The organism is Marinomonas sp. AWM4_232 (genome assembly GCF_056158325.1).
In genome coordinates this window covers 3,201,193-3,222,952 of sequence record NZ_JBSWTA010000001.1, presented here as the reverse complement: position 1 = coordinate 3,222,952, position 21,760 = coordinate 3,201,193, and the positions used below count along the sequence as shown (strand labels likewise).

Genomic DNA, 21,760 nt, shown 5'->3' with positions numbered 1-21,760 from the left:
CAATTCCTAAATTTTTAGAGCGTTTACAATATCTTCCATCTTGGCAGAGCGAGACCCCTTAACCAAAATGACATGTTCAGCATCAAGCGTAGAGAGAAGCTCTAACGCTTCGTTTTTACTATGACAAGCATAAAGCTGCTGTTCAGACTTTATGTTGTTTGAAAACCCTTCCGCTGCAAACTTTGCAACCGGACCGATGGTTACCAATCGATCTACACCCGCTTTGGCAGCGTACTTACCCAGCGCCTCATGAATTGCAATTTCTTGATCACCCAATTCCCCTAGCGCACCAAGAACCATCCATTTTGTATGCTGTTTATACAAGGATAAAACATCGATCGCCGCTTCAACGGATTTAGGGCTAGCATTGTAACAATCATTAATGACAACAGCTTCACTTTTTGTAGGAACCAGCTCCATTCGCCCTGGCACCTGTTCAGGATGCTTTAAGCTATTAATGATCCGTTCAAACTCAAACCCTAAGGCCACCATAGCCAATGCAACCGCCATAGCATTCGCTACATGATGTTTCCCAGGTCGGTCTAGCTTCAACTGAAAGCTCTCATCTTGGTAAATCAGAGTAGTTTGTGAGCCACCCACCGTTTCCTGCATATCTTTGGCAAACAACGTCGCCTCATGATCATGAAACGAAAAGCTCAGCAAACTTCTTTCAGCCAACAACCCTAACCAGTATGAATAGGAGGAATCATCAGCATTCAATACAACCGATGCGCTAGGCCGAGCCGTTTCGATAAGCTTACCTTTCTCTACCGCAATCCCTTGGATGGAACCAAAACCCTGAAGATGGCCGCCACTTGCATTGGTTAAAACCACCACATCGGCTTCTATCGTATTGCCCAGTATTTCAATCTCACCTGGGAAACTCGTACCAGCCTCAATCACTGCATACTGGTGGTCAGCAGCCAACCCCAACAATGTTTTAGGCACGCCAATCTGATTATTTAAATTACTTTGAGTTTTGAGTGTGATTGCATCCGTAGAGAGCGCCTGTGATAACCAGTCTTTCACACTCGTCTTACCATTACTTCCAGTAATCGCCACTACTGGATGCTGAAATGCCCTTCGAATATGTCTTGCTATAGCCCGGTATGCTTGTGCGGTATCGGCCACATGGATACGAGGCTTGACGTCAACTTCCTCACTGACTAAAACCGCAGTGGCGCCCTGCGCTATAGCAAGACTTGCGAACTCGTTTCCATTGAAGCGCTCTCCCACTAAAGCAACGAAAAGCTTGTCGCACAAATCATCACGAGAATCTGTTGAGACCTCTGAAACAACGGCATCATCACCAATGAGACGACCGCTAACAATGGTTGCAATATCAGATAAGGTAAGGTTAATTAACATACTTGCTAAGCGCTTTCAGCGCCTCCTCTCGGTCGTCAAAATGCTGTCTGACACCCTTAATCTCTTGATACGTTTCATGGCCTTTACCAGCGATCAGCACAATGTCTTCAGAACTTGCGGATGCGATAGCTGACTCAATAGCGCGTTGGCGATCAGGCTCGACCACCACTTCAGCAAGCTGTTCATCAAAAGCACACATCGCATCATCAATAATGGCCGTTGGAGACTCTGAGCGAGGATTATCCGATGTAAGGTAAACTTTATCGGCAAACTGCTGAGACACCTGCAACATCATCGGGCGCTTTCCTTTGTCTCGATCACCACCGCAACCAAATACACACACTAACTTTCCAGCAACATGCTCATGCACCGCTTTAAGCGCCACTTCGAGTGCATCCGAAGTATGGGCATAATCCACAATTACCAATGGTGCACCGCTACGCTTGCAAGGCTCCATTCGCCCTGGCGCACCTTTTAAATGCATCATGGCTGGCACAACTTTATCGACATCCGCCGCAATACTTTCCACTGCTGCTAATGCGGCCAAGGCATTTTGTACATTGAAATCACCAAGTAACGGTAATGACACCGTATACTGTTTGTCATGTACTTGAATGCTTAACTCCAAACCATCCTGACGAAAGGCTTTATCCACCACAAAAAAGTCAGTATTCGTCTTACTTTGAGCAGAATAACGCCACGCCTTAGCGTGGCATGTTTCAAGCATAAAATCGGCGTAATCCGAATCAGCGCAGACGATGGCGTAGGTTAAGGAGTCAAATTCAAACAAGCGTCGTTTTGCGAGAGCATAAGACTCCATTGAGCCATGATAATCAAGGTGATCACGCGTAAGGTTTGAGAAAACGGCTGTTGACACAGGAACACCAGCCAAACGCTTTTGATCAAGCGCATGTGATGAAGCTTCAAAAGCAACCAATTCAACACCTTGCGCCGCAAAGCTAGACAAAAGCTTGTGTAAAGTAAGGAGATCTGGTGTCGTTTGCTTGGCTTCTTGCAATTGATTGATTGGACCAATGCCAAAAGTGCCAATCATCGCACTAGAGAAACCTGCCGCTTGCGCAAGCTGCGCAATGTAGTAGCAAATACTGGATTTACCATTTGTGCCGGTCACAGCAATAATGTGCTTAGGTGGCGCCCCGTAAACTTCTCTCACAAGCAGAGCTAATTGCAGCTCAATATCGTCAACTTCTAGGAGTTTAAGATCGTCGTGGTTAAGATTTAAGCCTCTAGGTAATATGGCGACAGAGCAACCTTTCGCTGCAACTTGATCTAGATAGTCCCAACCATTGCTGGCCACCCCAGGCAAGGCGATAAAGACTGAGTCGCCCCCCACTAAACGAGAATCGGTCTCTAAGGACCGATACTCAATATGCTCATTTTTCCAACAGTTTTCGAGACTTAACCACTCTAAAAGCTGCTCAAGGGTAAACATGTTAGTTTCCTTGTACGATTCGATATGGTGTTTTTGCCGTATCGTCTAAGCGTACTTCACGAAGCCCTTCAGGACGATCCGGCGGAACATTTAGCGTTGTTAAGGCCCCTTCCATAACACGGGAAAATACTGGAGCAGAAACCTCACCACCATAGTATTGTCGGCCTTTAGGATCATTAACCATCACTACCATTGCTAAACGCGGATTAGTTGCGGGCGCCATACCAGCAAACAGGGAAATATACTGATCGTATTCATAACCACCAGCACCAACTTTGTGTACAGTTCCGGTTTTACCCGCCACATTGTAGCCAGGGATCTGGGCTTTTTTACCTGACCCCTCAGTTACAACAGCCTGCAGCATTTTTACCACATCTTGAGCTATATTAGCTGGCACGATCTGCTCACCTTGTGGAGGAATATCCTGTTTAAAAATTGTAACGGGTACTTTATAGCCATGATTCGCTAAAGTCATATACGCTTGTGCAAGCTGCAAAGTAGAAAGGGACAAACCATAACCATAGGACAACGTAGCGATTTCCGATGGGTGCCATTTTGGATGCATAGGTAGCTTACCGGTGGCCTCACCAGGAAATCCTAACCCTACAGGCGAACCAATGCCTAGCTCGTAGAACATATTCCAGATGGTGTCCTGAGGTAAAGATAGAGCAATGTGCGATGTTCCAACGTTGCTCGACTTAACCAATACGGTTTCTAAATTAATTTTGCCGTAGTTACGGAAGTCACGGATTGTGTAGCGTCCAAACTTCATGTAGCCAGGGCTGGTATCAATAACGGATTCTGTTGAATATTGACCGGAACGAAGCGCAGCTGTAATAGAAAAAGGCTTCATAGTAGAACCGGGTTCAAACAAGTCAATCACAGCACGATTGCGTAGCTCTTCAGGCTCCAAATTAGAGCGGTCATTAGGGTTAAAGGATGGCTGATTCACCATCGCAAGAATTTCCCCCGTTCGAACATCAAGTATAACCGCAGATGCTGACGTCGCACGCTGCTCTGTCACAACCGCTTTAAGCTCACGATATGCCAAGTATTGCAGACGCATATCGATACTTAATTCAATATTCTCTCCTGCACGCTCAGGCACCTCTTGTCCAAGGGTGCGAATAATATTGCCTTTCAAATCTTTCATATACGAGATTTTACCGGGCGTACCCTGTAATGACTGATCATAGGCCAACTCCAAACCCTCTTGGCCTTTATCGTCAATATTAGTGAAACCTACTACTTGAGCGGTCACTTCTCCAGCCGGGTAGAAGCGTTTGTACTCTTTGATCTTCGTCACACCAACCACTTTCGCATCTAAGATCGCCTCAGCCTCATGTGGCGGCACCTGACGCTTTAGATACATAAAGCCTTTATTACGGTTGATCTCAAAACGCTCTTTCAGAAGTGCAGACCCCACCCCCATAGCTTCTGCTAATCTGGCAATCTCTTTTTCTGGTGTTTTACGCTCAGAAGCAGGCTTAGATAGATTTTCAGGGTCTTCCGCTAGCCCCCATAAATCACGCGGATTAGCAATAACCGTCCAAGTCGGTGTGCTAACAGCTAATGGCTCACCATTGCGATCCAGAATCATGCCACGAGTGGCAGGAATTGACTCCGTCCTTACCGCACGCATTTCCCCTTGATTCTGTAAAAACTCTTTATCCAAAACCGTCAGATAAAATAGACGCCCTGCCGCTACAGAAAACAAAGCAAACGCGATGGCATAGACAACGTATAATCTTATCTTGCTGGGTGAGTATTGTTTATCGTCTGAGTTCATGGTTTCACAATGACCAATTCTTCGGGGCCCGGAGCATGCATTTTCAGCTCTCTCACAGCAGCCTGTTCTAATCGACTAGGTTGGGTTAACGCACTTTGCTCTAGCAGCAACTGCCCCCAAACCACCTCATAATTCACTTCGTCTTTTTTTAGCTTCTGCAGGTATGCAAAGTCCCTACGAAAATCATAAACTTGAACAACAAGAACTATCGCGAGCACGCCTAGCAATACCAGACTTAGTAGAAAACTAAGCGGCTTAGCCAAATCATTACTCACTGATTCGCTCCATAATCCGAAGCACTGCACTGCGAGAGCGAACGTTGTCACTCACTTCACCTTTCGATGGCTTGATCGCCTTACCAACCGTTTTAAAGTGAATATTCATGTGCGCATTCTGGATAGGTAAATGGCGCGGCAAGTCCGGCCCTTTGCATTGCTTTTTCATGAATTGCTTCACAATGCGATCTTCAAGAGAATGGAAGCTAATAACCACCAAGCGCCCGCCCACCTTGAGCGCATTGGCAGCAGCCTCTAACCCTTTTTCTAAATCACCAAGCTCGTTGTTGATATGAATGCGAATTCCTTGAAACGCTCGCGTAGCAGGATTTTTGCCTTTTTCCCAAGCTGGGTGAGCTTCTGCAACGATCTTGGCTAGCTGTTTAGTGGTTGTAATGGGTGTGTGCGAGCGAAACTCGACAATGGCACGCGCAATTCGACGAGAGAAACGCTCTTCACCGTACTGATACATGACATCTGCTATTTCTTTCTCCGGCGCGACAGCAATCCACTGAGCCGCGCTTATGCCTGCGTCAGGGTTCATGCGCATATCCAGTGGGCCATCATTCATAAAGCTAAAACCGCGTGAAGCGTCGTCTAATTGTGGTGATGACACTCCTAGATCCATCATCACGCCATCGACTTTGTCAGCACCAAAGACTTGCGGAATATGTTCCGCCATGTTGGCAAAGCTATCTTGAACAATGGTAAATCGATCATCCTCTTGCTCTAGTGCCTTTCCGTGCCCGATAGCGACTGGATCTTTATCGAAACCAAGCATTTTGCCAGTGGTCAAACGAGACAACACCAAGCGGGTATGACCACCACGACCGAAGGTGCCATCCACGTAAATCCCCGCCTCATCGGTCACTAGCATGTCGACCGACTCATTCAGCATGACGCTAATATGTTCAGGTGTTGTATCTGTCATAATGAGATATCCATTAACGTATCAATTTCTAAATTTTCTAAGGAGACTTCAGACAAGTACTCTTCGCGTTGCGATTCCCACTCTTCCAAGCCCCAGATTTCCAGTTTTTTTCCTTGCCCAAGCAACGTGGATTTACGTTGTATCTTGGCAAATTCTCTCAATGGTGCAGGCAAGAGCAAGCGCCCTGCACTGTCTATCTCAAGGTCGGTTGCATGACCAACTAGCAACCTTTGAAGACGCCTTGCCTGCGGCTGAAATGAAGGCAAGCGATCGAGCTTCTCTTGTATCTGCTCCCACTCTGAAAGCGGGTACAGCAACAAACATCGCGACATAGGGTCAATTGTCACAACAACACCAGCATCCTCGTACTGAAGAAATTCATCACGTAAGCGCGCAGGAAGAGACAATCGCCCTTTTGCGTCCACACTCACCTGATGAATACCTCTAAACATGCCCATATCCCACTTATCGACACTTTCCCCCACAATTTAACACTAATTTTAGTATTAGTTAAAAAAATACAAAAAAAAATTCGCAAAATGCGAATTCTTGTTGTGCCTCTAAGGGAAAACTTACGAAATCTTTAAGATTGAAAGGAGTTTGTCGAGGAGAGAGGGAGCAAGTTGGCCGATAAGCCGGGTTCTGTCGTGGACAGTCATTCATCTAGGCTGTACATTGCTGCACAGCTCAAGCAACCTACCCGAACTCAGTGCGGGTCACACCAATGAGTTCCTATTTGGTCTTGCTTCAAGTGGGGTTTACCATGCCACGAACTGTTGCCAGTCGCGCGGTGCGCTCTTACCGCACCATTTCAACCTTACCGGCAGTAAACTGCTTAGGCGGTATATTTTCTGCTGCACTTTCCGTAGGCTCTCGCCCCCCAGGCGTTACCTGGCACTTCACCCTGCGAAGCCCGGACTTTCCTCCCCTTTAACAACGTTAAAGCGGCGACTGTCTGGCCAACTTGCGGTGGGGCATACTACAGGGCGACAGATGAAATGCAACAAAAATATCGTTTTTTGCGTATTTTTATGAGATTGGCAAACAAATCCTTACTTCTAAGCCGCCTTCTGGCCGATTAAAAGCTTGGATCTCACCATTATGTGCCTGAACAATACGCTTCGCAATGGTTAAGCCAACACCAAACCCGCCACTATTGGCTTCCCTAGCTGAAGACGACCGAAAAAAAGCATGAAATATCTTTTCGAGCATTTCATCCGCCACACCAGGACCACTGTCTTTTATTGCAATAATCGCTCTTCGATTAACCTCTGTTACATTAACTTCTACCGCTCCCCCATCACCAGAATAAAAACATGCATTTCTCAGCACATTTTCTAATGAATGACGTAATTGAACAGGGTCACCATAGAGTGTTTTTGGAGCCACACCTGTTTTAGTAATCGCTATACCTCGAAGCTGAGACTCGAACTGAACATCATCGACAATATCTTTCAACCATTGCTGCAAATTCATTGACTCTTTTTGCATAGACGCAGCTTCTAATCTAGAAAGCATTAAAACTTGTCCAATCAACTCATCTAACTCGTGAAGCTCGGCACGTATTCTTTCAAAATAATTCTGTTGGGCAGACTGACCTTGCTTATCCTCAGCAATAGTCAAAGCCACTTCGATGCGCGCAAGAGGCGTCCTCAATTCGTGTGAAACATCTCTCAAAAGACGCTCCTTGGAACTTAAAAGTGTCTCCAAACGACCTGCCATTTCATTAAACTCACGAGCGAGATTACCAATCGCATCATTACGTTTAACCAGACGAGAGTCCACCCGAGCCCCCATATCCCCCTGACCAAATGAACGAGTGATTTTCTGAAGCTTTAACAATGGCCCCAGTAGCCAATAAGCCAAAATGGCACTCGAAACTAACAAGCCAAGCAAAGACAACAAAGAAATCATCCACGGACTTACGGTATCACTTCGATCCTGTGGCCTAAAAACCAGTAGATACTGCGTATTACTAGCACCAATAACTTGTATGAATTGGCTGCGTCTCGCATCAGCTGCGGCCTGAGCAGAATCTGATTCAGCGCTCCCTTCAACAGAAGCCTGCTCTTTGAAGTTTCTTGGCAATGGTCTTAGTAACGGCAGACCATTCTCCTGATAGATATAAATGCTACCCTGAAGCTGTTGCTCATAGATTCGTGCCTGAGCTTGAAGCTCACTTGCACCACTTTTTTCATAAATCGAGACCAGATCAACCCCAACATCCCCAAGAATGTCAGCCGACACCTGATCTTTATCATTTAAAAAGTTTACAACCCCTAACCCTATTGCAACCACTACCATGTTAGAAAAAAGAACAACTAAGAAAACACGCAAAAATGTATTTTTCATACCTTCAGGTAGCCAGCGTAAAAACGCTAGCCATCAGCTCCATCTACAAATATATATCCCACACCACGAACAGTTTTTATGCGAGGCTCATCATTGTCAAAACTACCAACTTTTTTTCTCAAATTACTAATATGCATATCTAAGCTTCGGTCGTACATGGCCAACTTTCTGCCAAGCGCCTTTTCAGAAAGCTCTTGTTTCGTCATAACCTGACCAGGAACAAGCATCATACATTCCAAAAGCGCATACTCTGAGGTGGTCAATTCTACCAGCTCATCATGCAAGAATACGGTCCGATCACGACGCCTCAACAACAAGTCTGACAATACCAAATCAGACATAGGATCATCTTCTTTTTCTTGAGACGCGCGGCGCAAGATCGCCTTGATACGTGCCAACAATTCGCGCGGATTAAACGGCTTAGATAGATAATCATCAGCCCCCATCTCAAGACCAAGAATTCGGTCGATATCATCACCCTTAGCGGTTAGCATGATGACAGGGATAGAACACTTATTACGAATCTGCTTTAGAGTTTCAAACCCATCAAGAACAGGCATCATGACATCAAGGATAACAATGTCAGGCCGCTCTTGCTCCATATAATCAAGTGCCTCCTGCCCATTCCACGCATGCGTTACGTGATATCCCTCACCATCAAAATAATCTTTAACCAAATCCGACAAGCGCGCATCATCATCCGCTAATAGTAACTTAACCATATTCAACCCTTATAAATGTAAAGTCGTTTGACTATTCAATAGTATGGTAGTAAGTGAACAATTAAACCCCTCTTTTCAAAGAACTGACAGTTTTTGCTATGGGACTGACACATTGACATAAAAAAGCGCCCCGCAAAAATCAATTCATGGGGCGCTTATTAAGAGAGAAACAGAAAGTTATTTCACTTCAACAACTTGCGCTTCAATTTTTGCTTTCCATTCGGCTGGACCAGTCAAGTGAACTGATGTACCAGACGCATCCACGGCAACGGTTACCGGCATATCTACGACATCAAACTCGTAGATCGCCTCCATGCCCAATTCAGGGAATGCAACAACTTCTGCCTTCTTGATCGCTTTAGAAACTAGGTAAGCAGCACCTCCCACAGCCATCAAGTAAACTGCACCGAACTCTTTGATCGCTTCAATCGCAACAGGTCCACGCTCAGCCTTACCGATCATGCCAAGCAGGCCTGTCTTTTCAAGCATAGTATGCGTGAACTTATCCATACGAGTCGACGTAGTCGGGCCTGCAGGGCCAACAGCCTCATCACGCACAGGGTCCACTGGACCTACGTAGTAAATGAAACGGCCTTTTAGGTCCACCGGCAACTCTTCACCATTGGCCATCATTTCAACCATTTTCTTATGGGCTGCATCACGACCAGTTAACATTTTACCATTAAGTAAAACCGTTTCGCCTGGCTTCCACTCCTTAACCGCCTCAGGAGTAATGTCATCCAGGTTAACTCGACGAACGCTTTCACCTACTTCCCAAGTAATATCCGGCCAATCATCCAATGATGGTGGTACAAGATCAGCAGGACCAGAACCATCTAGAACAAAGTGCGCATGACGAGTTGCCGCACAGTTAGGGATCATTGCCACAGGCAAAGAGGCTGCGTGCGTTGGGTAGTCCATGATTTTCACATCAAGAACCGTTGTTAGACCACCAAGGCCTTGTGCACCGATTCCTAAGTTGTTTACCGCTTCAAAAATTTCTAAACGAAGCTCTTCAACACGGTTTTGTGGGCCACGAGCTTTCAGTTCGTGAATATCGATTGGTTCCATTAGAGATTCTTTTGCCATCACCATGGCTTTCTCTGCAGTACCACCGATACCTATACCCAACATACCTGGTGGACACCAGCCCGCCCCCATTGTTGGCACCGTTTTCTTAACCCATTCAACAATAGAATCAGATGGATTCAGCATCGCAAGCTTAGACTTGTTCTCAGAACCGCCACCCTTAGCTGCAACATGCACTTCAACAGTGTCACCTGGAACAACTTCCATATGAATCACCGCTGGTGTGTTGTCTTTGGTGTTTTTACGAGCACCAGCAGGATCATCAAGAATTGAGGCACGCAAAACGTTATCTGGGTGAAGGTAAGCACGACGCACACCTTCATTAATCATGTCAGTTACGCTCATAGAGCTTTCCCACTGAACATTCATACCAACTTTAACAAATACCGTTACGATACCCGTATCCTGACAGATTGGGCGCTTACCTTCCGCACACATACGCGAGTTGATAAGGATCTGGGCCATGGAATCTTTAGCGGCTTGGCTTTCTTCACGCTCGTAAGCTTCGTGAACGGCTTTTACAAAGTCTAGAGGGTGGTAATAAGAGATAAACTGAAGGGCATCTGCCACACTGCTAATCAGGTCATCTTCTTTGATAATGCTCATGCGACTCTCCTGCTGAGTATTATATTTTTATGTGGAAGCAGAATGTTAAAAGAAGCGAACTAGCTTTGAAAGGCAAAAGCAAAATTTTCACTAAATATACCGTACATTCACGGTATCAATACAAAAAAAGCCCATATGACAGCAGCGCTAGCATATGGGCTTCATGAAAAAGCGTCTTATTTGCAATTAAGCTTTTTGTGATGAGCGCGGATTCGTAACAGAATATTGAACGTACTCTTCTAAAATTGATGAAGTGAACTTCTCGCGCTCTGACAAAGAGTGGATTTGTTCTGCTTCCCAATTTATCAAACAAATAAACACTGAGTATTTATTGATGCAGCCATAATCGAGATCTCGAACACTAACTTGGTGAGACTCCATTAAAGCAAGCACCTGCTCGATCACCTTTTGACTTTCAAAGTGCCCTACACCCTCAATACTTTTTAAAAGTCGCTCAACCCTTTCAATAGGGTTTTCAGATGCTTTGGATGGCTGCGATTGTCGGCTTGCCATTAGAAACTTATCCAGCATTTCCTCTGTGTACATTTCACGATCATGCACATCTGAAATCTGGGCCGCTTCTCGCTCTAACAGTCGTATAAATAGGCTTTTGTTACGTATATCCGAGAACTCAAGGTCTCTAAGCGAAAGCTCACTCTCTGACATAATTGCAATCACCGTGTCATAGGATTGAACGGCTTGCTCATCGCCTTTGGCTGCCAATGCAAGGTGGCGACGAAGCTCATGCATAATTTTCGCTGCACGGTAATCCTCTTTTAACTGCAAATGCTGGGAATACTGCTCCTTGCATGCTGTTAAACGCTCAGACAGCTCGGAAAAGCCTTGCTGAGCATCTTGCTCGGCGCGCATAGAATCCATTCGCATCTGCGCTCTTTTTGACTCCCACGCTTCGTAGGCACGCGCCCTTGCTTGAAACGCACGCTCAATGGCTTCTTCGAAGCTTTGTTCAATGCGCGCCCGCTCTGTTCTTTCCTTTAGCTCTTCCTGCTCAACGGCAGCTCGCTCGCTACGTTTCGCTTTAAGCGCTTCTTGAGCCAACGTAAGCTGTCCTTCCAACCCGTCCATCTCAACCAAAATTTCGGATTCATCGAAATCCATTAGCAAGCCATGCACTTTTGCCCAATAAGCATCTTCCTCAAAAGGCACTTCAGGATTACTTGACGCATATTGGTTACGAAGAGTTTCTTTAAACTGCTCTCCAGTCGGCCTAAAGGCATTCGCTGCATTAATCACATTATCATGAGTGAACACTTTTTCTTCTCTAAGAGGTTCAGAAAATGCCTCTTCAATATCTACTTGCTGATCCACATCTTGGTCAACAGATGCATCAACCGCCAAATCTTCATTCTCAAGATCAAGTTCCATTTCAACATACTCTTCAGATTCAGCCATATCTTCTGCTGGCTCAGCTTCAGGTTCAGTTGAAGACACTTCTGAAACATCTTCGCTAGCAGTGTCGCGAAACTCAGAAGTAAAAACTTCTGTTTGCTCTGCCGTCGGTAAATCTTCAGCTGCGTCGTCTATATCGTCTAAGATAGTTTTTGCCCCCGCATAAGCTCGACTTGCATCCGCTGGTTTCTCACTAAAGCGACGTTGAGCAAAGGATTCAGAAGTCGCTGTTGGCTTCTCTACCTTTGTATGGCGAGGCTGGCCATTCCAGCTTACTTTGAACAGCATCGTTCTATCGCATAATTGATACATAGGAATATCCCCTTGGGATAGTCCGTTTTGAAGAATGATGGATTCCGCATGACGCAACGCCATTGCGGATTCACTAGAATTAGTCGACGTCGCTAAATTTAGTAGCTTTACTACCTTATTCACTGCTTTTTTTCTTCGTCTAATACTCATACTTCGAATGTCCTAATGTTGTATGGATGCGATGCCAACCATGAAGAGTTTGAACAAGCCTATTCTGACACTATCTTACTTAGCCATTACATGGCTCGATAAGCTCATCACCAAGCAATCGTTTAAACTTTTGCAAAATATCGGCCAATTCTTGATCAGAATAGTGGTTCGACGATATTTTACCCCAAACAGGCTCTGGCCAGCACTCATCAGCCTCAAAACGAGCCACGTGATGAAGATGCAATTGACGAACCTTGTTGCCAATGGCGGCAACATTCAATTTATCAGGGGAAAAAAGATCCTGCATTGTTTCCGCTATTAGGCAACTTTCTGCCATCAACTGAGTGCGATCGCCATGATCTAACTGATGAATTTCCTCAACATAGGCTCTTTTAGGCACTAAGATCACCCATGGGGCATTGCAATTATTTATAAGCCTAACCTGGCAAAGCTTAAGATCACCAATCAGAACAGAATCTTTCCGCAAAACGGCATCTAATTCAAACATGTAACCGACTTCCTATTTACTTTATGGCCTTACATAAGCACTATAGCATTCTATTTTTAATCTTACCCTACGACTTGGAGTTCCCATGACGGAAATGCGTTGTGTCCTAGACGCACAAGCCAAACTCGCAGAGTGCCCTCGCTGGGATGAACAAACTCAGACTCTTTACTTTGTTGACATCGATTCCTTTGAATTACACGCTTACAACACTCAATCTGGTGACCATTCAGTTCGTAGATTCGAAGAAGAAATCGGCTGCTTTTCATTGGCCAACAACGGCGGATTCATCGCCGCGTTTCGATCAGGTGTCTACACATTCGCAGACTTTAACGCGCCACTAGTGTCATACTGGCAAGCGGACTACGATCAAAAAACCACGCGCTTCAACGATGGCCGATGCGACCCTGCAGGCCGTTTTTTAGCCGGCACAATGTACTCCCCTAAAGATGCCTTCCTAGGCGGTTTATATCAGTTTGAAAAAGGCCAACAACGCATACTGGATCAAGCAGCATGGACATCTAACGGCCTAGCTTTTTCACCAGATCAAAAAACCATGTATTACTCAGATACACCAAACCACATCGTTTACAAATTTGATTATGATGTAACAACTGGTGAAGCGACTAATAAGCGCACTTTTATCGAGTTTCCTCGTGGCAATGGACGCCCAGATGGCGCAGCTGTTGATGCAGACGGCAACTACTGGTCGGCACTTTACCAAGGCCAACGTGTAGTAAAAATCAGTCCTGAGGGTCAAATCCTAGCAGAATACCCGCTGCCTGCGACGTACCCAACGATGGTGGCTTTTGGCGGTGAAGATATGAAGACATTATTTGTATCTACTTGCCGAGCAGCACAAACAGACGCAGAACTTGAGCAATTCCCTCAAGCCGGCGGCATCTTCGCCTTAGATGTTGAAAATGAAGGCCAAATTGAATTCCGCTTTGCGGGTTAATTTCATCACTTATTTTTAGAAAGACGACATATTATGCGCGCAAGCAACTATCTTTTTTCTACTCTTCGTGACGCCCCATCTGATGCGGTCGTCGCGAGCCACCAGCTAATGATCCGTGCGGGCATGATCCGCCAAGTATCTAAAGGCCTATACACTTGGCTACCCACTGGCGTGAAAGTGTTTCGCAAGATCGAGAACATCGTTCGTGAAGAAATGCTAAAAGCAGGCTCACTTGAAGTCATCATGCCTGGTGTACAGCCGGCGGAGTTATGGCAAGAAACTGGACGCTGGCAGAAATACGGCCCAGAGCTGCTTCGCATGAAAGATCGCCACGATCGCGATTATTGCCTTGGCCCAACTCACGAAGAAGTTATCACGGACATCGCTCGCAACGAGCTAACAAGCTACAAACAGTTGCCGCTAAACGTTTTCCAAATCCAGACCAAATTCCGTGATGAGGTACGCCCTCGTTTTGGTGTGATGCGCTCACGTGAATTTGTCATGAAAGACGCCTACACGTTCCACGCTACTCAAGAGTGCTTGCAATCAACTTACGACATTATGCACCAAGCATACTGCAACGTATTCGATCGCATTGGCCTTGATTACCGTCCAGTTCGCGCGGATACAGGCTCTATTGGTGGCGCTTACTCACATGAATTCCATGTTTTAGCGGATTCAGGCGAAGATGATATCGCATTTAGCGATACGTCAGACTTTGCCGCGAACGTAGAACTTGCTGAAGCCGTTAGCCTGAAATCAACGCCCGATGCAGCCACTCAAGAAATCGAACAAGTGTATACACCAAACTGCAAAACCATTGCAGCTGTCGCTGAATTTTTGAAACTACCTGTTGAGAAGACGGTTAAAACCATGCTTATCAAAGGTGTTGATGAAGAAGGTGAAAGCACGATTATTGCATTGGTTCTTCGCGGTGATCACACTATTAACGAAATCAAAGTAGAAAAACTAAAGGGCGCTGTTGTGCCATTCGAATTTGCTTCCGAAGCAGATATTGTTGCCAAGATTGGCTGTCAACCTGGCTCTATCGGACCTCGCGGCTTAAAAGAAGCAGGCGTAAAAGTCGTGGTCGATCGTTCCGCTGCTGTGATTTCTGATTTCTGTGCCGGCGCGAATAAAGACGACTACCACTTCACTGGCCTAAACTGGGGCCGTGATTGTGATGACTTTGAAGTGGCTGATATCCGTAACGTGGTTGAAGGCGACCCATCCCCTGATGGTCAAGGTACTATTGTTATTAAGCGTGGTATCGAAGTAGGCCACATCTTCCAACTTGGCCAAACCTACTCTGAAGCAATGAAAGCAACGGTGCTGGATGAAAACGGCAAAGCTCAAATCATGCATATGGGTTGTTACGGCATCGGCGTTTCTCGTATTGTCGCGGCGGCTATCGAGCAAAACTTTGACGACAAAGGCATCAAGTGGCCACTGGCCATCGCACCGTTTGAAGTGGCTATTGTAGGCATGAACTACGAGAAGTCTGAGTTTGTGAAAGAGGCTTGTGATGAGCTTTATAACTCACTGCTTGCACAAGGCATTGATGTCATCCTTGATGACCGTAAAGAACGCCCTGGCGTTAAGTTTGCAGACTGTGAATTGCTTGGCATTCCGCATCGCATTGTCGTAGGTGATCGCGGCTTGAAAGAAGGCACTCTTGAATACAAGAGCCGTGATACTGGTGACGGCGAAGACATTGCCGTCGCTGACGTCGTGGCTTTCTTACTAGAAAAATTGACGTAAGCTCAAATCAAAGGCGGCAAGCTAAAACAACTAGGCTTGCCGCCTTATCTGATCCACAGCTAAGACAAAACTTAAGCCTTTACTGAGGTCAACATGACAACAATTTACCATAATCCGCGCTGCTCAAAGTCCCGTGAAACCTTAGCCCTTCTTGAACATGAAGGCATTTCACCAGAAGTGGTTTTGTACCTACAAACCCCACCATCGAACGACGCAATCAAAACTCTACTTACTCAACTTGGTATGACATCAGCTCGTGAGCTTATGCGCACTAAAGAAGACATCTACAAAGAATTAGACCTTAAGTCAGAGTCCAATGAAGACGCATTGATTGAAGCCATGGTAGCAAACCCGAAGCTAATTGAGCGCCCAATCGTTATTCATAATGACAAAGCGAAAATTGGTCGCCCGCCAGAATCCGTACTTGAGCTATTCTCATGAGCCAAGCCAATATTCTGGTTGTGTTTTACTCTCGCCATGGCTCTGTAGCCGCCATGGCTAAACACATTGCTCGTGGCGTACAAAAAGTACCTAATGCTCATGCCGTCATTCGCCAACTGCCCGAAGCCTCATTTAGCCATGAGCAAACGAGCCCCGCACTGCCAGAAGATGGCTATCCGTACTGCGAGGTTGAGGATTTTGCGGCGTGCGATGGCCTAGCCATTGGCTCCCCTTCTTATTTTGGCAGCATGGCGGCACCCGTAAAATTGATGCTCGATCAGACGAGCCCTATATGGATGAGCGGCCAATTAGCGGACAAGCCTGCCTGTGGTTTCGCCAGCGCAAGCACCATGCACGGCGGCCATGAGATGACCATTCAATCCATGATGATCCCACTACTTCATCACGGTATGATTTGGGCTGGACTCCCTTATAAAAACAAAGACCTGATACACACGGCTACAGGCGGTACACCTTATGGTGTGACTCATTTTGCTCCCCACACCCAATACACTGGCCTAAGTGACGAAGAAATTGCATTGTGTGAAGCTCAAGGCCAACGCATTGCCGAATTGGCCATTAAGCTAAAGAAACGCTAAGTCATTTCACCACACTCAATACGACCTAAATCAATACAAGGCGAGCTATTAGAAAGTATTATAGCTCGCTCAATTATTGAATAAGCATTGAACTAAGCCATGGCAAAACGATTTTCAATCTCCGCATCCGAACAGCAGCACTATCAGGGACTATGCCGCTCTTATCGCCCTATCCTGATATTGAATCATATTGGTCTAATGCTCGTTTTGATCTGGTGGCATCTTGTTTTGTCTGAGATTGAACTACAACACCCTCTGCTTTTATTAAGCGCAGTCTTATTACCACTATCTTTATCACTTTGGGGCAATCTCAATGGCAGCTACAAAGGTGCCATCGGCATCTGTTTCATCAGTTTATTCTACTTCACTGCTGGAGTGACACATTGGTTTCACCCTACACTTTGGCCTATCGGCATGAGCGAAGCCTTGCTTGGGGCTGGTTTGTTTTGCCTTGGAATGTTGTACGCGCGCTGGAAGGGATTAAGTGAACTACCTGTGACCTAACCCCTTTATGACAGACTTTAAGGAGAACCGCTAACGGAATATACGGTCCGCCCAAACGGTTAAACCACTGGCAACACTACCGAAGTGGTCACCATCAAGCAAAGGGATATTGCCGATGTGCTCTCTCACTGCCGCCTGAACCACTGGTGATTTGGCCGAGCCACCCGTCATATAGATCACATCAGGCTTTTCACCTGCTTGCTCTATAGCATCCAACATCAGCGTCACCATTTTCTCGACAGGGTGAATGATCGATTGAGCAAATTGCTCTCTGTCAATCTCTAAGCTCAACATATCTTCAATGTAACTTAAATCCACACTCACTTTCTCTTGCTCTGAAAGCTTAATCTTGGATTCTTCAGCATCTTTGACAATGTGGAAATTGTGCTTATGTTCACGCATGGTTTTGAAGCGATCCATCAAAGTAGGTAGAACCATATCTAAGCGCAATTGATCCATTTGCTGTTTCGTTTCAAGACTATTAAAAGTCGACTGCGCTGTGACATCATTTGTGGTGACCGCATTCCAATAAAGCTGTGTTGGCATAGGCAAACCGGTCTTCAGCTCCGCCCCCATACCAAACAAAGGCATAATCTGACGTCCAGCTAACTGAATATCTAAATCGTTACCACCGACACGCTCACCTGTATACGAAAGAAAATCCTCAGTTCGATCTAATCGATCACGATAACTTGGCCCCATTCGAACCATGGCGCAATCGCTTGTACCACCACCTATGTCCACAACCAATACCGTCTGATCTTTATCTAGGTTACACTCAAAATCCAACCCTGCAGCAATTGGCTCAAACTGAAATTCAACACTCTCAAATCCCGCTCGACGCGCTGCAATCGACAGAATATCTAACGCCTGTTGATTGCTTTCCTCGGCATTGATTCCTTGGAAGTTCACAGGACGACCAATCACAGTGTGCCGTAAATCAACTCCCAAACTACGCTCTGATGCCTCCTTCACATTTTGCATCATCAGCGTGACGATATCTTCGAAGAAAGCAATATGCTCAGACCTTAATCCAGAGCCGCCTAAGAAGGACTTAGGCGATTTAACAAAATAGCCGTCTTCTGGAAATTGATAGTATTCTAAGAAAGCTTCGCGACCAAAAAATAGCACCTGATCATCAGCACCATAATCTTCCTCTACACGAAACCTACGAGCACGACTCAGAATCCCACGGCGGCTTTCAATAAATTCTGATTTAAAATGTTCAGGCAACCCTTTTGCTACCGCTTCACTAATCAAATCACGACTCATGGCGTAAACAGTCGAGGGCAAATAGCAATGCTCCCCTTCTAGCCTAGCTAAAGCAGGCCTACCTTCTTTCAAAATTCCGAGAGCACAATTCGAGGTACCGTAATCAAAACCGCAATGCACAAAACAACCTATCTGATCAAAAACTGGGGCGCGGACTCTAGCATAAGTAAAAGTCAAACATAAGTTAAAAATGGGTATTTCCTATTGGCATCCCACCTAAATGGCTGATGAAGGCTGCTTAGGTACTTTATTACAGTAGATAAAATGGACGAAATCGTGTCACGTTTTGTGATGACATAATTGAGGAAGATATTGAGAAAAGAAGCAAAACAGTTATAAGAGAAGTGGATTGTTTCAAATTAGATTGTGAGCATAAATCTATTATGCTTAACTCCGGACCACTAAAATCAATGCATTAGATTTGTGTATAAAAAAACCGAGACACTGTCTCGGTTTTTTTTAAAAATCAAATCGTTATTACGCTTTGAATGGGTCACGTAGAACAATTGTCTCGTTACGGTCTGGACCTGTAGAAATAATATCTACTGGCACACCGATTTTCTCTTCGATGAACTTGATGTAAGCCTGAGCATTAGCTGGTAGCGCTTCAAAGTTTGGCGCACCAACAGTAGACTCAGACCAGCCTGGAAGCTCTTCGTAAACTGGAGTAGCTTGTTCGTAGCCTTCACTATCAACCAACGAGCCTGAAACAGATTCACCGTTAGCATTTTGGTAGCCAACACACACTTTGATTGTTTCAAAGCCATCCAGCACATCTAGTTTTGTTAGACAGATACCAGAGATTGAGTTGATTTGTACCGCATGGCGAAGAACCATGGCATCGAACCAACCACAACGACGCTGACGACCTGTCGTCGCACCAAATTCGTGGCCACGCTCACCAAGGCGCTGACCGTTTTCACAATCAAGCTCCGTTGGGAATGGACCCGCACCAACACGTGTTGTATACGCTTTCGTAATACCTAGTACATAATCTAGATACAGAGGACCAAAACCAGTACCTGCTGGCGCACCACCAGCAGTTGTGTTTGAAGACGTTACGTACGGGTATGTACCGTGGTCAACATCAAGTAGAGAACCTTGAGCGCCCTCAAACATGATGTTCTTACCTGCTTTACGCAAGTCATGCAGAAGAGTAATCGTGTCAGCCACCATTGGGCGAAGGAATTCAGCCATCTTCAGACCTTCTTCGTACACTTCGTCAAATGACACTGGCTCTACTTTGTAGAAGCTTTCTAGCATGAAGTTGTAGTATGCCAATACTTCTTTAAGCTTTTCAGCAAAACGCTCTTTATCTAGGATATCTGCTACACGGATCGCACGACGAGCCACTTTATCTTCATACGCAGGGCCAATACCACGACCAGTTGTACCAATTTTCTTGTCGCCTTTCGCGATCTCACGAGCCTGATCCATTGCAATGTGGTATGGCAGGATCAAAGGACACGCTGGGCTGACTTTCAAACGCTCAACGGCTGGCACACCTTGCTCTTCAAGCTCTTTAACTTCTTTTTGCAATGCAGCAGGAGACAGTACAACACCGTTACCGATGATACACTGAACACCGTCACGAAGAATGCCAGAAGGGATCAAGTGCAAAACGGTTTTCTTGCCATCGATAACCAAAGTGTGGCCGGCATTGTGACCGCCTTGGAAGCGCACTACTGCAGCAACATCTTCTGTTAGAAGGTCTACGACCTTACCTTTACCTTCGTCACCCCATTGAGTGCCTAGAATAACAACGTTCTTACCCATTTTTATGGTCTCGCTTAAGATTGTTCTAAACCGAAATTCGATTAATTAACTTTCACTAATTCCCAGTCATCACCTTTGGCAATCAACTGGAAATCAAAATCTGATGCATTCGTGTCTTGATCTAATTGCTGGATCACACGATAGCCCTCTGCACGCAGGGACTTAATTTTTTGCCAAAGTGCGTCATTGTGCGTTGCTGGCGCTAGAACACTAGAGCGATCTTCAACAACCACATCCACTAAAGACACAAGTGTTTTCACATCAGTACTAAAACCTGTTGCTGGACGTGAACGACCAAACACTTCACCGATGTAGTTGTAACGACCGCCACGAGCGACAGCGTTTCCATGTCCTGGTACGTAAGCCGCAAACACCAAACCTGTGTGATAGCTGTATGATTCCATATCAGACAAGTCAAAGTGCAAGCCAACCGCACTAAAGCGCGTCGCCACTACGTCAGCCACAGCACGAATTTGAGCCAATGCGTCAGAAACTGATTCACTCACATCCGCTAAGATAGACTCTGCTTTGACTAACACTTCAACCCCACCACACAAGCGAGGTAACGCCAGCAACCATTGCTTAGCTTGAGCATCAATACTTTGTGTTGATAAGTATACCTCTAACTCAGGCAAACCTTTGGCACGATATAAGGCAGCAATCTTCGTTTCCTGTTCGCTAGTCAGCCCAGATGCCGCCATAACTCCGCGCACGACATCAATATGGCCAACATCTAACACGAGCTTACTCAGACCTGCTTGAGTTAAGGTATCCAGCATAAGAGAAAGAATCTCTAAGTCACTTTCAATACCGCTGTGACCATAGAGCTCAGCACCCAGTTGAATGGGGCTGCGAGTGCCGTCGAGACCTGCTGGCGTTGTGCGTAACACGCTACCACAATAGCTTAGTCGCTCAACACCATCATTTTTAAGGCAGTGAGCATCAATACGAGCTACTTGAGATGTGAAGTCGGCCCGGATCCCCATAAGACGTCCGGTTAGTTGATCGATAACTTTAAACGTTTCGATCTCAAGGTCTGAACCTGCACCGATAAGTAAAGAATCTAGGTACTCGATGAGAGGTGGAATGACCAATTGGTAACCCCAACTTTCATGTAGGTTTAGCAGGGTTCTTCTAAGGTGTTCAATTTTGGCAGCCTGTTTTGGCAGAGCCTCATCAACCCCATCTGGAAGCAACCAGCGATCTGCTAGTGTCATTAAACTGTATCCTCTTAGCTTCGGGTCAGAAATAGGAGCGTTAATCCAAGAAACATACTCACCGCCCCTAACAACCTTAAGCTCCGATCAGAGCTCGAGATCGCTTTTACCATCATTTCACGCCATAGATTAGGCTTTAAAAATGGTAATACCCCTTCGGCAATCAACAAAAGACTGAAGCCGACCAGAAGCGAATGCAACAATTCCTGCATAGACTCTCTATATTTTGACCATTAAAAAACCGGGCCTTGCCCGGTTTTGATGATTCTA

The 21,760-nt window shown here is 45.7% G+C and carries 20 protein-coding genes and 1 other RNA gene; 5 read left to right on the top strand and 16 right to left on the bottom strand.

Going from position 1 to position 21,760, the window contains the following annotated elements; genetic code table 11:
- Positions 1–6: 6 nt before the first annotated feature.
- The 12 genes from ACXAC1_RS15195 to ACXAC1_RS15140 all read right to left on the bottom strand — a co-directional run bounded on the left by ACXAC1_RS15195 (position 7) and on the right by ACXAC1_RS15140 (position 12,965).
- A complete protein-coding gene (locus tag ACXAC1_RS15195; protein WP_475062542.1) occupies positions 7–1,368 on the bottom strand; it encodes a UDP-N-acetylmuramoyl-tripeptide--D-alanyl-D-alanine ligase in 1,362 nt (453 codons plus the stop codon).
- Complete coding sequence (locus ACXAC1_RS15190; RefSeq protein WP_475062541.1) at positions 1,358–2,821, bottom strand: UDP-N-acetylmuramoyl-L-alanyl-D-glutamate--2,6-diaminopimelate ligase; 1,464 nt, start codon at positions 2,819–2,821, stop codon at positions 1,358–1,360. Before ACXAC1_RS15190 ends, ACXAC1_RS15195 begins: the two co-directional genes overlap by 11 nt.
- Position 2,822: 1 nt before the next feature.
- Positions 2,823–4,610 (bottom strand): peptidoglycan D,D-transpeptidase FtsI family protein, encoded by a 1,788-nt coding sequence (locus tag ACXAC1_RS15185; protein WP_475062539.1) that lies wholly within the window; start codon positions 4,608–4,610, stop codon positions 2,823–2,825.
- Positions 4,607–4,885, bottom strand: a complete 279-nt coding sequence (gene ftsL, locus ACXAC1_RS15180; RefSeq protein WP_475062537.1) for a cell division protein FtsL — start codon at positions 4,883–4,885, stop codon at positions 4,607–4,609. Before ftsL ends, ACXAC1_RS15185 begins: the two co-directional genes overlap by 4 nt.
- Positions 4,878–5,816, bottom strand: coding sequence for a 16S rRNA (cytosine(1402)-N(4))-methyltransferase RsmH (rsmH, locus tag ACXAC1_RS15175; protein WP_475062535.1), 939 nt, complete (start codon positions 5,814–5,816; stop codon positions 4,878–4,880). Before rsmH ends, ftsL begins: the two co-directional genes overlap by 8 nt.
- Positions 5,813–6,268: a division/cell wall cluster transcriptional repressor MraZ gene (gene mraZ, locus ACXAC1_RS15170; protein ID WP_133559361.1), complete on the bottom strand. Its 456-nt coding sequence runs from the start codon at positions 6,266–6,268 to the stop codon at positions 5,813–5,815. The genes rsmH and mraZ overlap by 4 nt, the downstream gene beginning before the upstream one ends.
- Positions 6,269–6,431: 163 nt before the next feature.
- Positions 6,432–6,783: RNase P RNA component class A (rnpB, locus tag ACXAC1_RS15165), an RNA gene on the bottom strand.
- 62 nt (positions 6,784–6,845) lie between these two features.
- Positions 6,846–8,168: a HAMP domain-containing sensor histidine kinase gene (locus ACXAC1_RS15160; protein ID WP_475062533.1), complete on the bottom strand. Its 1,323-nt coding sequence runs from the start codon at positions 8,166–8,168 to the stop codon at positions 6,846–6,848.
- 26 nt (positions 8,169–8,194) lie between these two features.
- Positions 8,195–8,890 carry a response regulator transcription factor gene (locus ACXAC1_RS15155; RefSeq protein WP_475062531.1) on the bottom strand — a complete coding sequence of 232 codons (696 nt, stop codon included), beginning with the start codon at positions 8,888–8,890 and terminating at the stop codon, positions 8,195–8,197.
- 177 nt (positions 8,891–9,067) lie between these two features.
- The gene (locus tag ACXAC1_RS15150) at positions 9,068–10,585 is read right to left on the bottom strand and encodes a fumarate hydratase (protein WP_475062530.1); all 1,518 of its coding nucleotides are present in this window, start codon (positions 10,583–10,585) and stop codon (positions 9,068–9,070) included.
- Positions 10,586–10,771: 186 nt separating this feature from the next.
- A complete protein-coding gene (locus ACXAC1_RS15145; protein ID WP_475062528.1) occupies positions 10,772–12,457 on the bottom strand; it encodes a DUF2786 domain-containing protein in 1,686 nt (561 codons plus the stop codon).
- Positions 12,458–12,536: 79 nt separating this feature from the next.
- On the bottom strand, positions 12,537–12,965 hold the full coding sequence (locus ACXAC1_RS15140) for an HIT domain-containing protein (RefSeq protein ID WP_475062526.1): 429 nt from the start codon (positions 12,963–12,965) through the stop codon (positions 12,537–12,539).
- An 85-nt stretch (positions 12,966–13,050) separates the two neighbouring features.
- Here ACXAC1_RS15140 and ACXAC1_RS15135 point away from each other — a divergent pair, with 85 nt between their 5' ends.
- The 5 genes from ACXAC1_RS15135 to ACXAC1_RS15115 all read left to right on the top strand — a co-directional run bounded on the left by ACXAC1_RS15135 (position 13,051) and on the right by ACXAC1_RS15115 (position 17,225).
- A complete protein-coding gene (locus tag ACXAC1_RS15135; RefSeq protein ID WP_475062524.1) occupies positions 13,051–13,920 on the top strand; it encodes an SMP-30/gluconolactonase/LRE family protein in 870 nt (289 codons plus the stop codon).
- A 33-nt stretch (positions 13,921–13,953) separates the two neighbouring features.
- Positions 13,954–15,681, top strand: a complete 1,728-nt coding sequence (locus ACXAC1_RS15130) for a proline--tRNA ligase (protein ID WP_475062523.1) — start codon at positions 13,954–13,956, stop codon at positions 15,679–15,681.
- 93 nt (positions 15,682–15,774) lie between these two features.
- The gene (gene arsC / locus ACXAC1_RS15125) at positions 15,775–16,122 is read left to right on the top strand and encodes an arsenate reductase (glutaredoxin) (protein WP_475062521.1); all 348 of its coding nucleotides are present in this window, start codon (positions 15,775–15,777) and stop codon (positions 16,120–16,122) included.
- Positions 16,119–16,721 (top strand): NAD(P)H:quinone oxidoreductase, encoded by a 603-nt coding sequence (wrbA, locus tag ACXAC1_RS15120; protein ID WP_133559352.1) that lies wholly within the window; start codon positions 16,119–16,121, stop codon positions 16,719–16,721. Before arsC ends, wrbA begins: the two co-directional genes overlap by 4 nt.
- Positions 16,722–16,820: 99 nt before the next feature.
- Positions 16,821–17,225 carry a DUF2069 domain-containing protein gene (locus tag ACXAC1_RS15115; RefSeq protein ID WP_475062520.1) on the top strand — a complete coding sequence of 135 codons (405 nt, stop codon included), beginning with the start codon at positions 16,821–16,823 and terminating at the stop codon, positions 17,223–17,225.
- A gap of 30 nt (positions 17,226–17,255) precedes the next feature.
- Here ACXAC1_RS15115 and yegD read toward each other — a convergent pair whose 3' ends face one another.
- From yegD to ACXAC1_RS15095, 4 genes are all read right to left on the bottom strand, one after another.
- The gene (gene yegD, locus ACXAC1_RS15110; protein ID WP_475062518.1) at positions 17,256–18,617 is read right to left on the bottom strand and encodes a molecular chaperone; all 1,362 of its coding nucleotides are present in this window, start codon (positions 18,615–18,617) and stop codon (positions 17,256–17,258) included.
- Between the two features lie 357 nt (positions 18,618–18,974).
- Positions 18,975–20,273 (bottom strand): adenylosuccinate synthase, encoded by a 1,299-nt coding sequence (locus tag ACXAC1_RS15105; RefSeq protein WP_475062516.1) that lies wholly within the window; start codon positions 20,271–20,273, stop codon positions 18,975–18,977.
- A 41-nt stretch (positions 20,274–20,314) separates the two neighbouring features.
- The gene (locus tag ACXAC1_RS15100) at positions 20,315–21,490 is read right to left on the bottom strand and encodes an ATP phosphoribosyltransferase regulatory subunit (protein ID WP_475062514.1); all 1,176 of its coding nucleotides are present in this window, start codon (positions 21,488–21,490) and stop codon (positions 20,315–20,317) included.
- 14 nt (positions 21,491–21,504) lie between these two features.
- Positions 21,505–21,702 (bottom strand): DUF2065 domain-containing protein, encoded by a 198-nt coding sequence (locus ACXAC1_RS15095; RefSeq protein ID WP_273101900.1) that lies wholly within the window; start codon positions 21,700–21,702, stop codon positions 21,505–21,507.
- Positions 21,703–21,760 lie beyond the last annotated feature (58 nt).